Genomic DNA, 12,697 nt, shown 5'->3' with positions numbered 1-12,697 from the left:
TCGTCGGCAGGAGGTGCGCCATGACCAGACCGCCGACCGCCGCGCAGCGGCGCATCATCGACGCCGCCGATCCGGAGACGGGCCGGATCAGCGGCAGCGCGGCCCAGCTGGCGCGGCTCGTCGTGCTGAAGCTGGCGTTCCGGCATCCGCGGCCGCCGCACGACCACTTCCTCACCCCTGCCGGGCACCGGGTCCGCGAGGCCGGACCGGAGCCCGAGCGGCCCGCGCCGGTTCCGGCCCCGGTCCCGCCGGCCGCGTCCGACGGGGTGTTCGCGGCGCGGCTCGGCGGGGAGCCGGCTCCCGTGGCCCCGGCGGCGCGGGCGCGCGAGGTGCGCACGGCCTGGCAGGGGCTGTTGGAGATACGCCGTATGACCGATCCGGGCGGCGCCACCGACCGGCCCTGCGCCTGGGAGCGGGGCCGCCTGACGCACGCGGCGGCGCTCGCCCTGGAGGCGGCGGGCTGCGCCCCGGCGACCGACACCGCGCCCGGCTACCGGGTGACGGACACCCCGCAGCCCGAGGCCGTCGCCGTGCACCATCCGGAGCCCGCCGGTCTCGGGGCCTGCGCGGCGGCGCTCCAGCGGGCGGGGTGGCAGGTGAGCGAGCACGCGGCGCCGCGCGGCGGCCGTTACCTGCTGGCGTCCCCGAGACGGGCCTAGGGAGGCTTCGGCGGAATGCCCGGCCGGGCCGGCGGGTTGGACTCGTCGAAGGCGGCTGAGCAAGCGCTCACCCGCGCATCGGGCGGGACACCGCCGCATCGTCGCATCGTCGAAGGGAACGTCGTGGCAGAGCCGTTTTCCGTCCGGGTCGAGGTCCGCGGATACGAGACCGACACGCAGGGGCACCTCAATCAGGCGGTGTACCTGCAGTACGCGGAGCACGCGCGCTGGTCGATCCTGCGCCACAGCGGTATCGCGCAGAGCGATCTGCTCGCCCGCGGGGTGGGGCCGGTCGCCCTGGAGACGAACATCCGCTATCTGCGGGAGCTGCGCGCCGGCGACGAGGTGGACGTGGAGTGCACCTTCGAGTGGGGCGAGGGGAAGACGTTCCGCATCCGGCAGACGGTGCGGAAGGCCGACGGCACCGTGTCGGCCGAAGTGACCGCGGTGGGCGGCCTGTTGGACCTCACCGAGCGCAAGCTCGTCAAGGATCCGCGGGAGGTCTTCAAGGAGCTGGCGACGGACCCGGGCGTCCTCGGTCTGTAGCCGGACGCCGCGGGCCGCCCCGTGTCCGGCGCTCACGGCCGCGCGAACGCCCCGCGGTGCTCGCGCGCCCACTGCCCGAACGTGCGCGGCGGCCGCCCGAGCACCCGCTCGACGTCGTCGGTGACGACGGCGTTGCCCCCGGCCCGTACGTGGGCGAGCCCCTCCAGGACGCCCTCCGCGAACTCCTCCGGGATGCCGCTGGAGATCACGAACGCGCGGGAGTCCGCCTCGGACACCTCGACCGAGCCGATCTCCCGGCCGAGTTCCTTGCCGACGAGCGCCGTCATCTCCGGCACGCTGAGCAGCTCCGGCCCGGTCAGGGTGTAGGTCTGCCCGTGGTGACCGTCCGCGAGGAGCGCCTCGACGGCGACGGCCGCGATGTCCGCCGGGTCGACGACGCCCTGGGCGCCGCCGCCGTACTGGTCGGGTACGGGGCGGCCGGCCCGGATCTCGCCGGCCCACCACAGGAAGTTCGAGGCGAACGTGGACGGGCGCAGCACCGTCCACTCCGACGGGCCGTCGCGCAGGGCCTGTTCGCCGGGGACGTGCCACTGGCCGAACCGCCCCGTCGCCGGTTCACCGGTGCCGATCGCGGAGAGTTTCACCACCCTCCGGACACCCGCCGCCCGGGCGGCCGTGAGCACGGCCCGGTCGTGGACACCGGGGCCGGCGGCGCCCGGGGCGTTGACCAGGAACAGGGCGTCGACGCCGGTGACGGCGGCCGCGAGCGAGTCCGGATCGTCGTAGTCGCCGCGCGCCACGTCCGTGCCGGGGCCGAACCGGGCGCGGCCCGGATCGCGGGTCAGGGCGCGGTGCGGGACGCCGCGCGCGGCGAGGAGGCGGACGAGTTCACTGCCGATGGTGCCGGTGGCACCGGTGATGAGGATCATGCGCTCCACACTGCCGCCGCGGCCCGCCCCGCGGATAGGAGATTCCGGCACGCCTGCGCCGCCCGCGAGGCGGCCCCGCCTGGCTACCGTGGTGCGGTGACCACCGTGACCGGGCCCCTCCCCTCCGACCTCGCGCGGCAGACGGCGATCAGGACGGCCGCCGGGGCCTCCCGGGCGCCGGCGCGCCTGATCGAGCCGCCTGCCGCGCTGCGCCCGTGGATCACCGACGTCGGGGTCACCGCGCACGACCCGGACGGCCCGCGCTCGGTCGCGCATGTGCCGGACGCGGCGGTACGGCTCGTGCTGCGGACGGTGCCGGGCGGCGGCAGCGACGTCCTGGCGGTCGGCCCCCGCACCCGGGCCTCGTACAACACCGGGAAGCGGCTGCCGCTCTGCCTGGATCTGCGGATCCGGCCGGGGGCCGCGCGGCCGCTGCTCGGGGCGTCGGCCCGGGAGCTGGTGGGCCGCGTGGTGCCGCTGGCCGAGCTGCCGGGCCCGGTGACACCCCGGATCGTCCGGGAGCTTGCGCGGCTGGCCGACGACGCGACGGTGGACGAGGCCCTGGCCGCGCTGGCCGAGGTGCTGGCTCCGGTGTTCGCGCCGCGCGATCCGCTGGACCGTGCGCGTGCCGCTCTGGTGCGCTCGGCGGTCGACCGCCTGTCGACCCGGCCCGGCCGCCCGCGGCCCGCGCAGGTCCCCGAGGTGGCGCGTGAACTGGCGGTCAGTGAGCGCCAGTTGAGGAAGCTGTTCACGGCCGACGTGGGTCTGTCGCCCAAGCATTTCGCTCGCATCGACCGTGTGCGCCAGCTCCTGGCCGGGGCGGCCGAGCGGCCCGGCGCGCAGGTGGCGTGGGCGGGTCTCGCCCAGACCACGGGCTACTACGACCAGTCGCACATGGCCGCCGAGTTCCGCGCCCTGTTCGGGGTGGCGCCGACGGCGTTCGTGGACGGCCGCCTCCCGAAGGGCAGCCCGTGCCCTTCCCTGGCCGGGCGCTGAGCCCCTGCCCGCCCCGGTCCACCGGGGCCGGCACTCCGCCGTCCGCACCCCGCGTTCATGTCCGCCACCCACGCCGTTGGCGCGGCGTCACGCTCCGCGCCGCCGGGTCGGGTATGCACGCACCATGCCCCTGGCCCGCCGTACGTTCCTGACCGCGCTCGCCGGATCGGCCGCGGTGTCGTGCACCGACGCCTCCGCCGACCGTGCGGATGCCGCGCCGCCCGCTCCGCACGCCGCGGCGGCGGCCGCGCGCAGACTCCTCGGCCGCCACGCGGACCAGTTGGACTTCCGTCCGCTGACCGGTGCGCGCGACGGCTTCCGCGTCGACGGGCACCCCGGCCGCATCCGGATCGCGGGCACCTCCCCTGCCGTGCAACTGGCTGGACTGCGGCAGTACTTGAAGCAGGTGGCGCACGCCAACATCTCCTGGGCGGGCGAGCAGCTGAACCTTCCCGACCGACTGCCCGCGCCGTCACGTCCGCTCACCGGCCGCGCGAACGTCCCGCACCGCTTCGTCCTGAACGACACCAACGACGGCTACACGGGCGCGTACCACGACTGGGCGTACTGGGAGCGGGAGCTGGACGTGCTCGCCCTGCACGGCTTCAACGAGGTACTGGTGTACGTCGGCGCGGACGCCCTGTACCACCGGGTGATGGCCGGATTCGGCTATGCGGACAGGGAGTTGCGGCAGTGGATTCCCTTCCCGGCGCATCAGCCGTGGTGGCTGCTGCAGAACATGGCGGGCGCGGCCGGCGATCCCGTGCCGGCCGGTCTGCTCGCGGCACGGGCCCGTCTCGGGCGCCGGATCGCCGACCGGATCAGGGAGTTGGGGATGGAGCCGGTGCTGCCCGGCTACTACGGGACGGTGCCGCCGGGGTTCGCGGAGCGCAACTCCGGTGCGCACGTGGTGGCGCAGGGCGACTGGTGCGGGTACCGGCGGCCGGACTGGCTGGATCCGCGCGGCCCGCACTTCGCGCGGGTGGCGGCCGCCTTCTACCGGGCGCAGGAGGAGATGTTCGGTCCGGCCCGGCTCTTCAAGATGGATCTGCTGCACGAGGGCGGCCGGGCCGGTGACGTGCCGGTCGCCGACGCGGCGCGCGGAGTCGAGAAGGCCCTGCGCGCCGCGCACCCGGAGGCGCTCTGGGTGATCCTCGGCTGGCGCGACAACCCGCCCGAGGAGATCGTGAACGCCGTCGACAAGCGCCGCATGCTCGTCGTCGACGGCATTTCCGACCGCTTCCCGACGGTGACGGACCGCGACGCCGACTGGAACGGCACTCCGTATGCGTTCGGCTCCATCTGGAACTTCGGCGGCCACACGACGCTCGGCGCCAACACCCGTGACTGGGCCGAGCTCTACGACCGCTGGCGGACCCGGCCCGGCGGCGCCCTGCGCGGTACGGCGCTGCTGCCGGAGGCGGCGGACAACAACCCGGCGGCGTTCGAGCTGTTCTCCGAACTCGCCTGGCGCGGCGGCCAGCTGGATCTGCGCGAGTGGTTCGAGGACTGGTCCGTGGCACGGTACGGCGCGCGCGACGCCGGGGCCGTCGCGGCCTGGGACGTGCTGCGCCGCACCGCGTACGGCACGACGCGCGCCGATGGCTGGGCCGAGGGCGCGGACGGCCTGTTCGGGGCGCGCCCCTCTCTCACGGCGCGGTCCGCGGCGGCCTGGTCACCGAAGCAACTGCGCTACGACGCGGCCGAGTTCGAGCGTGCCCTGGACCACCTGCTGACGGTGCGGCCGGGGCTGCGGCAGTCGTCGGCGTACCGCGGGGATCTTCTCGACGTGGCGCGCCAGGCCCTCTCGAACCGCAGCCGGGCGCTGTTGCCCCGGATCAAGGATGTGTACGGGTCCGGGGACGCGGCCGGCCTGGACCGGCTGACGCGTGAGTGGCTCGGCCTGATGGATCTCCTGGAGCGGCTGCTCGCCACCGACGCCCGGCATCTGCTGGGGCGTTGGGTAGCGGACGCGCGCGCCTGGGGCTCCGACGACGCGGAGCGGGAGCGTCTCGCGTACGACCAGCTGTCCCTGGTGACGGTGTGGGGGCCGCGCGCGGGGGCCGAGGCGGGGCTGCACGACTACGCGAACCGGGAGTGGGCGGGGCTCGTCGGCGGGCTCTACCGGCGACGCTGGGCCACGTACTTCGAGGCGCTGCGCACCGCGCTCGACGAGCGGCGCCCGGTCCGTCCGGTCGACTGGTTCGCGCTGGAGGACGCCTGGGTCCGCGATCCCGGCACGCTCCCCGCCCGCCCCACCGGGGACACGTACAAAGTCGCTGTTCAGGTGCGCGAACGTCTGCGCGGAGCCTGAAGCGCCCGTCACCGGGGTCCCGATCGGCGTGCCACGAAGCCGTCTTGACGGGTATACGTCACCCCGAATCTCTGGTAGGAAACCTTCCTAACAGTCGACGGAACGACGAACTCCCTCTAGGAGGACCCGTGTCCACCCCCCACATACGCACCTCCCGTCGCACACTCCTCGCCTTCATCGGCGCCACTATCGTCGCGGCGCCGCTGCTCTCCACACAGCTCGCCGGCGCCGCTCCCGTCCCGGCCGCCGCGAGCGGCCTCGACGATCCGGCGAAGAAGGAGATCGCCATGAAGCTGGTGTCGAGCGCGGAGAACTCCTCGCTCGACTGGAAGGCCCAGTACCGGTACATCGAGGACATCGGCGACGGCCGCGGCTACACCGCCGGCATCATCGGATTCTGCTCGGGCACCGGCGACATGCTGGACCTCGTCGAGCTGTACACCGAGCGCGAGCCCGGCAACGTCCTCGCCAAGTACCTCCCCGCGCTGCGCGAGGTCGACGGCAGCGACTCGCACGACGGCCTCGACCCGGGCTTCCCGGCGGACTGGGAGCGGGCCGCGCAGGACAGCGCCTTCCAGCAGGCGCAGAACGACGAGCGCGACCGGGTCTACTTCGACCCGGCGGTCCGGCAGGGCCGGTCCGACGGGGTCGGTACGCTCGGCCAGTTCACGTACTACGACGCCATCGTGATGCACGGCGACGGCTCCGACCCCACGAGCTTCCGCAGCATCCGTCAGCGCGCCCTCGGCCAGGCGAAGCCACCGTCCCAGGGCGGCGACGAGGTCAGCTGGCTCAACGCCTTCCTCGACGCGCGGGTGTGGGCCATGAAGCAGGAGGAGGCACACAGCGACACCAGCCGCGTCGACACCGCTCAGCGCGTGTTCCTGCAGAAGGGGAACCTGAACCTGGACCCGCCGCTGGACTGGAAGGTGTACGGGGACAGTTACCACATCGGGTGACACCACCCCTGCGGCTGACGCCCGTTCGGGACCTGCTCACCCCGAACGGGCCGCGCGTCGGCCGGTCCGTCATCAGCCGATCGTGACGACCCGCGCCCAGGGCGGCGGCGTGTCCGGGACGTAGTCGGGGTTCTCCTCGTCCGCCGCCCGGGCGGGGCGCGGGAAGAGTCCGACGACGGTGCGGCAGGGCGGCTGCACGGAAGGCCACGGTGTCTGACCGTCCGTCAGGGCGACGATCACGTCGGGCCGTGGCCGGGCGCGCAGGGCGCGGGCGAAGCCGGAGCGCAGATCCGTCCCGCCGCCGCCCATCAGCGCCATGTTCTCGGCGCGGCACAGCGGCACGGCGACCCCGGCCGCCGCGTCGCAGGAGATCACCGAGACGAGGTCGCGCCGCCCGCCCACCGCCCGCGCGATCGCCGCCACCTCCAGAAGCGCGCCGCCCAGCTCGGCGTCGCTGACCGACCCGGAGGTGTCGATCACGACGCAGACCCGGGGCGGCGTGCGGCGCAGACTCGGCAGCAGCACGCTGGGGACACCGGCCGAGCGCCGCGACGGGCGCCGGTAGCTGTGGTTCTCGCCCACGCCCGGCGCGCCGGCCGCCGAACGGAGCGCGGACCCGAGCAACTGCCGCCACGGCTGCGGCGGATGGAACGCCTCGTCCGCCCAGCGCTGCCAGCCCGCGGGCGCGCTGCCCGGCCGCCCCTTGATCCCCTCGGCGACCCGGAAACGGACCGCGTCCCGCTGTTGCCGGGTCAGGCCGTGCGCCCCGTCGGGGCCGAGCTCCCACGGCCGGTCGTGCCCGTCGGCTCCCCCGCCGCAGTCCAGCCAGGCCAGATCCGCGGCGAGTCCGGACATCGACGACGTCCGCAGGTACTCCTCCATCAGCAGCCCGTCGGACAGCCCGAGCAGGGACGGCAGCACCACCCCCGCGGGCCGGGGCAGACCGTCGCCGTAGATGTCGTCGTTGATCTCGAAGTCGGCGGCGATGTTGCGCCGCAGCCGCTCGCCCGGCCCGTACTCCTCGTGCTCGCGGGCGTAGCGCGCGCCGCGTCCGTGGTGATCGCGCAGCAGATGGGAGACCTCGTGCACCCAGACGCCCGCCAGGTCCTCGACGGGGGTGCGCTCCACGAAGCCGGGCGAGACGTAGCAGCGCCAGTACGCGTCGACCGCCATCGTGGGCACCGACCGGTCCTCCACCACGCTCAGGGCGAAGAGCGCGTCGGCGAGGTAGGGGCGGACCTTCACCGCGTGCAGGCGTGCGGCCAGCAGCTTCTCCCTGTCCAGCGGCAGTCGCGGACCGTCTGTCCGGCCGGTCGGGGGCTGCCGCAGCGGACCGCGCACCGGGCGCGGCGGCGGGGGCGGCGCCATCGGGCGGGGCAGCGGGCGCGCCTGCGGGCGTTTCGTGGTCCCCGTCATCGGCGTGCCTGCGCGGGCCGGCCCGCGGTGGCCGCCTCGGCCCGTGCCACCGAGCGGTCGGCGCGCCGGGCGAGGCCGATCACGCCGGCCAGCCGTTCCACGGCGTCGGGCACCTCCCAGTCGTCGCGCCGCAGCCCGGCCAGCGCCGTGGCCGGGCCGACCAGCAGATCGGGGGCGCCGGTCTCCAGGGCCCGGACCAGTACGGCCCAGCCCGCGTCCCAGCGCTCCCGTACCGGGCGGGCGCCGACGGCGGCCACCACCGCCTCCAGCGCCGCCTGCCGCAGGTCGCCCCGCTCCGGCAGCTCGGCGGCGGCCGGATCGGCGAGGAGGGACTCCGGGTCGGGCAGGTCCATGCGGTCCAGGTGGGCGAGGAGTTCGAGCCCCGGCCCGTCCCCCACCGCGCCCCGCACCAGCAGCGCGAGCACGTCCCGGGAGACGGCGGCGGCCGTGCCGAAGGCCAGCAGGGTCAGCGCTGCTTCCCAGCTGCGGGGCGAGGGCCAGGCCCCGCCGCGCCGGGTCTCGCTGCTCGGCAGCCGGTGGATCAGCGTCGGCCGGGCCGCGAGGAAACCGCAGACCGCGCGCCGGGCGAACGCCACCGCCTCCGGCATCCGTTCGGGCGCCAGCCGGGGCAGCTCGGCGCGGGGCCAGACACCGCCCAGGCCGCGCACCACCACGTCCCGGTCGTGCACCCAGTACAGGTGGACGAACCGGTTGGCCAGCGGCGGGCTCAGCTCCCAGCCGTCCGCCGCGGAGGCGCGCGGGTTGGCGGCGGCCACGATCCGTACGTCCGGCGGCAGTTGGAGCGCGCCGACGCGGCGCTCCAGGACGACCCGGAGCAGGGCGGCCTGGACGGCCGGGGTGGCGGTGGAGAGTTCGTCGAGGAAGAGCAGCCCCCGCCCGGCCCGCACCAGCTCCACGGCCCACTGCGGCGGCGCCATCGGCACCCCCTGCGTCGCCGGGTCGTCGCCCACGATGGGCAGCCCGGAGAAGTCGGTCGGCTCGTGGACGCTGGCGATCACGGTCGTCAGCGGGAGGTCGAGGGAGGCGGCGAGCTGGGTCAGGGCCGCGGTCTTGCCGATGCCCGGCTCGCCCCAGAGCAGCACGGGCAGGTCGGCCGCGACGGCCAGGGTGAGCGCTTCGAGCTGCTCGTCGGGGCGCGGCTCGGTGGTCGTCGTCCGAAGGAGCGTCAACAGGTCGTCGGCGACAGCGAGTTGGTGGTCGAGCGCGGGTGCGTCGGCGGGCAGGGGCAGGAGAGTGCTGGGCGTCATGGGCATCACCTGGGGAGAGGCAGGGGGACGAGCGCGTCCCTGAGGGCGTGAAGGTGTGCGGCACGTACAGAGCCGTACGAGGAAGAGAGGGGCGGCCGGGGGGCCGGTCAGGGGTAGAGAGTGGTGCGGGGGCGGCTGCGGCTGACGCGCTTGTGGCGCGCCGAGAGGGGCGTGTGGCGTCCCAGCCGGGGCCGGCGGCCGGCCTGCGTGTCCGCCGCGGGGTGCTCGGCGTGCGACAGGCCCGCGCGGAAGAGTCCGTGGTCGACCCGGCGGGCCACGGCCGACTCCAGTGCCGCCAGGAGCGGTCCGTCGCGCAGGACCGCGCCGGGACCGAGCAGCCCCTCGACGACGGCCAGCGCCCCGGTGACGTCGCCGTGGCCGAGCCGCTCCCGGACCGCGGGCAGCGCCTCGGGGCTGCGGTGCACCGCGTCGATCGCCCGCAGGCACGGCAGCGGCGGGCCGCCGAGCGCCACCAGCAGTTCCTCGCGGCGCAGTTGGTCCGGGTCGTGGTCGATCGCCGTCAGTGTCCCGTCCCGCAGCGCGATCCGGTGGACCTCGCCACGGCACTCGACGCGGTGCGGATCGCCGGGCCGCGCCACGACGGTGGAGGCCGCCGCCGCGCGGGGTGTCGGCAGCGCCGCGGCGACGAGCGGATGCAGCCGACCGGCCGGGACGAGGCCGGCCCGCAGCAGCTCCAGGTCCGGGAGGATGCGGGCCGCCGCCTCAGGCAGCACCGGAAGCGCCGCGACCTCCTGTGCGGGCAGCGACTCGTGCAGCGGCCGGAGGACCGGGGCGTGGCTGTCGTCCGGAGCGGCCAGTTCGAGGACAGCGCGGCTGCGCGCTGCGAGCCGCACGGTGAACGCGCCGCGCGGGCGCCCGGCGTCCCGCAGCAGCAGGTCGGCCTCGGCGGCCCAACGCGCCTGCGTCCAGGGGGAGTCGGTCCCGTCGAACCGGTCCGGCACAACCCGCGGCGCTTGATCGGCCCCGCACCGCAGGGCCAGTTCGGCGCTGCGCTCGCCGTCCCAGAGATGCCGGTGCAGGTCGAGGCGGAACCGGCGGTCGGGATGCGGGTGCGGATGGTGTCCGGGGGCGCCGTTCCCGGGCCCCTCCCACAGAGCCAGGGACATGCGCTGCCCGGCGTCCGCCCTGGCCGGCGGTGTCCGCACCACCAGGTGCGGCGGCGTGGCGCCGGAGCCCGGGTAGCGGGCCAGGGTGAGGGTGAGGCCGGGGCGGAGCCGCCCGTCGGGGGCGATCCGGGGCATGTGCCAGCGGAGCAGATCGGGCGCGAGGCGGCGCAGATCCGTCCGGAGGCGGTGGGCGAGATCGGTGCCGTGCCGGTCGCGCACGGCGCGCAGATCGAGGTCGACGTCGACGCGGGCGGCGGCGCAGGCCCCCGCCCAGTCACCGGCCGCACGTCGCGCGGCCGCGGTCTCGATCATGGACGGTGGCACGGCGTACTCGCGTACGCGCTGCCACATCAACAGGCGGGTCGGAATCCCGTTCGCGAAGTGATGTGCCATCAGCACTCACCTTGCACGAACGAGTCCCCCGTTCCGTACGAGGAGGAAGTCTTCATCGCGCGCATCGTAACCACGCCGATGCCGATCTGTCAGTCCACTTATCGGGGCGCCGCCTTCTCCAGGGCTTCGGCCGAGCCCGCCATGATCCCCCCTCACGTGCCGGGTGATGTGGCCCAACGGCCGTTCCCACCAGGTGAGTTCGAGGAGCCGGCGGACCGTGTCCGGCTCCAGGCGGGAGCGGATGACGCGTGCCGGGTTGCCGCCGCCGATCGCGTACGGCGGGATGTCGTCCGTGACCACAAAGCCGGTCGCCACGACGGCTCCGTGCCCGATGGTGACGCCCGGCATCACGGTGACGCCGTTGCCGCACCACACGTCGTGGCCGAACTCGCCCACCTCGACGAGGTCCGCGGTGATCAGCGGCTTGAGGAGGACCACGCGCTTCTGGCCGGGCATCGGGTGCGGCGTCGTCGGGTCGGGGGGGTGTCGGAGCCATGCGGTCGGTCTTCCCCCGCTCCGGCACCCGCCGCACCCGATGCGGCCGGCCGTCAGTGGACCCCGGCCGCGGAGCTCCTCCGCTGGTCGGCGATGGCCCCGCCGGACTCCATCGGCGCCGTCACGTCGTCCGCTTCCCTGCCCCGCCCGATGTGGTTGAAGACGAGGTTGAGGAGGACGGCCGCGACACAGCCCGTCGAGATACCCGAGTCCAGGATGATCTTCGCGCGCTCCGGGAAGGCGTGGTAGAACTCCGGCGCCGCGATGGGGATCAGGCCCACGGCGAGCGAGACCGCGACGATGAGGACGTTGTTGTCCTTGTCCAGGCCCGCCTTGACCAGGGTCTGGATGCCGCTGGCCGCGACCGATCCGAAGAGCACGACGCCCGCGCCGCCGAGCACCGGGCGGGGCACGACCGCGATCAGCGACGCGGCCATCGGGCACAGACCCATCAGGACGAGGAAGCCGCCGCCGACCGCGACCACGAACCGGCTGCGGATCTTCGTCATCGCCACCAGGCCGATGTTCTGGGCGAAGGCGCTGCACATGAAGCCGTTGAAGACCGGGCTGATCGCCGTGCCGAGGGTGTCGGCGCGCAGGCCGGCCGCGATCGTCTTCTCGTCGGCCGGGCGGTCGACGATCTCGCCGAGCGCCAGCATGTCGGCCGTCGACTCCGTCATCGACACGACCATGACGACGATCATCGAGACGATGGCCGCTCCGGCGAACTGCGGTGCGCCGAAGTGGAACGGGGTCGGGAAGCCGACGACGTCCGCGTCGCCGATCGGCGAGAAGTCGGTGACACCGAAGGGGATCGCGACGACGGTGCCGATGACCAGGCCGAGCAGGACCGCGATCTGCTTGACGAACCCGGTCGTGAACCGGCGCAGCAGCAGCACGATCACGAGGGTCACGCCGGCGAGGGCCAGGTTCTTCATGGAGCCGTAGTCCGACGCCTTGGCGTCGGGGCCCTGTGCCCAGCCGAACGCGACCGGCATCAGGGAGATGCCGATGAGCGTGATGACGGTGCCGGTGACGACCGGCGGGAAGAAACGGATCGCCTTCGAGAAGAAGGGGGCCGCGATGAATCCGAGGACGCCCGCGACGATCACCGCCCCGAAGATGATCGGGAGCGCGTCGTCCTTGTCCTTCGTCGAGTCGACGACGGCGAGCATCGGGGCCACGCCCGCGAACGTCACACCGTTCACGAAGGGCAGCCGGGCGCCGATCTTCCAGATGCCGAGCGTCTGGAGGAAGGTCGCGAGACCCGCCGTGAAGAGGCAGGCGCCGGTGAGGAAGGTGAGTTCCTTCGCCGAGAGGCCTATGTACGCGCCGACGATCAGCGGGGGTGCGACCACGCCCGCGTACATCGCCGCCACGTGCTGCAGACCCGTCGTCGCCATCTTCAGCGGGGGCAGCGTCTCGTCGACCGGATGTTTGGTGTGCCCCGCGGTGCCCTCGGTGGACTCGGCGGGGGTGGTGCCTTGCTTGGTGAACCTGGGCTTCGTCGCCACTGCGGCTCCTCCGGTTGTTTTCCAGCCCCGGCGAGCCGCCGGCACTTTTCGCTTCTGGGAGGTGGTGCAAGGTCGTGCTGTCGAACTCGATATGGAGTTGTGGTGGTGCGCCCAGGCAGT

The 12,697-nt window shown here is 74.4% G+C and carries 10 protein-coding genes and 1 pseudogene; 5 read left to right on the top strand and 6 right to left on the bottom strand.

Going from position 1 to position 12,697, the window contains the following annotated elements:
* The first annotated feature begins 20 nt into the window (after positions 1–20).
* The gene (locus ACVHNB_RS11475; RefSeq protein ID WP_428951481.1) at positions 21–659 is read left to right on the top strand and encodes a hypothetical protein; all 639 of its coding nucleotides are present in this window, start codon (positions 21–23) and stop codon (positions 657–659) included.
* A gap of 123 nt (positions 660–782) precedes the next feature.
* A complete protein-coding gene (locus tag ACVHNB_RS11470) occupies positions 783–1,205 on the top strand; it encodes an acyl-CoA thioesterase (RefSeq protein ID WP_428951482.1) in 423 nt (140 codons plus the stop codon).
* Positions 1,206–1,237: 32 nt separating this feature from the next.
* Here the strand turns inward: ACVHNB_RS11470 and ACVHNB_RS11465 are convergent, their stop codons facing one another.
* Entirely contained in the window at positions 1,238–2,095 is an 858-nt protein-coding gene (locus ACVHNB_RS11465; RefSeq protein WP_428951483.1) for an SDR family oxidoreductase, read from the bottom strand.
* Positions 2,096–2,191: 96 nt separating this feature from the next.
* Between ACVHNB_RS11465 and ACVHNB_RS11460 the strand changes: the two genes are divergently transcribed.
* From ACVHNB_RS11460 to ACVHNB_RS11450, 3 genes are all read left to right on the top strand, one after another.
* On the top strand, positions 2,192–3,091 hold the full coding sequence (locus ACVHNB_RS11460; protein WP_456227970.1) for a helix-turn-helix domain-containing protein: 900 nt from the start codon (positions 2,192–2,194) through the stop codon (positions 3,089–3,091).
* A gap of 124 nt (positions 3,092–3,215) precedes the next feature.
* On the top strand, positions 3,216–5,405 hold the full coding sequence (locus ACVHNB_RS11455; RefSeq protein ID WP_456227969.1) for an alpha-N-acetylglucosaminidase: 2,190 nt from the start codon (positions 3,216–3,218) through the stop codon (positions 5,403–5,405).
* A 128-nt stretch (positions 5,406–5,533) separates the two neighbouring features.
* Entirely contained in the window at positions 5,534–6,364 is an 831-nt protein-coding gene (locus ACVHNB_RS11450; RefSeq protein WP_456227968.1) for a chitosanase, read from the top strand.
* Positions 6,365–6,436: 72 nt separating this feature from the next.
* On the opposite strand, the gene ACVHNB_RS11445 is transcribed toward ACVHNB_RS11450, so the two are convergent.
* From ACVHNB_RS11445 to ACVHNB_RS11425, 5 genes and pseudogenes are all read right to left on the bottom strand, one after another.
* A complete protein-coding gene (locus ACVHNB_RS11445) occupies positions 6,437–7,780 on the bottom strand; it encodes a vWA domain-containing protein (protein ID WP_428951487.1) in 1,344 nt (447 codons plus the stop codon).
* Positions 7,777–9,048: an AAA family ATPase gene (locus ACVHNB_RS11440; RefSeq protein ID WP_428951488.1), complete on the bottom strand. Its 1,272-nt coding sequence runs from the start codon at positions 9,046–9,048 to the stop codon at positions 7,777–7,779. Before ACVHNB_RS11440 ends, ACVHNB_RS11445 begins: the two co-directional genes overlap by 4 nt.
* A gap of 107 nt (positions 9,049–9,155) precedes the next feature.
* Positions 9,156–10,568, bottom strand: a complete 1,413-nt coding sequence (locus tag ACVHNB_RS11435; protein WP_456227967.1) for a hypothetical protein — start codon at positions 10,566–10,568, stop codon at positions 9,156–9,158.
* A 98-nt stretch (positions 10,569–10,666) separates the two neighbouring features.
* Positions 10,667–11,024, bottom strand: a pseudogene (locus tag ACVHNB_RS11430) (hypothetical protein).
* A 92-nt stretch (positions 11,025–11,116) separates the two neighbouring features.
* Entirely contained in the window at positions 11,117–12,577 is a 1,461-nt protein-coding gene (locus tag ACVHNB_RS11425; protein WP_428951490.1) for a nucleobase:cation symporter-2 family protein, read from the bottom strand.
* Positions 12,578–12,697: the final 120 nt, after the last annotated feature.

The organism is Streptomyces sp. YJ-C3 (assembly GCF_053891275.1).
The sequence above is the reverse complement of the archived record's forward strand: the minus strand, read 5'-3'. Positions and strand labels throughout refer to the sequence as shown.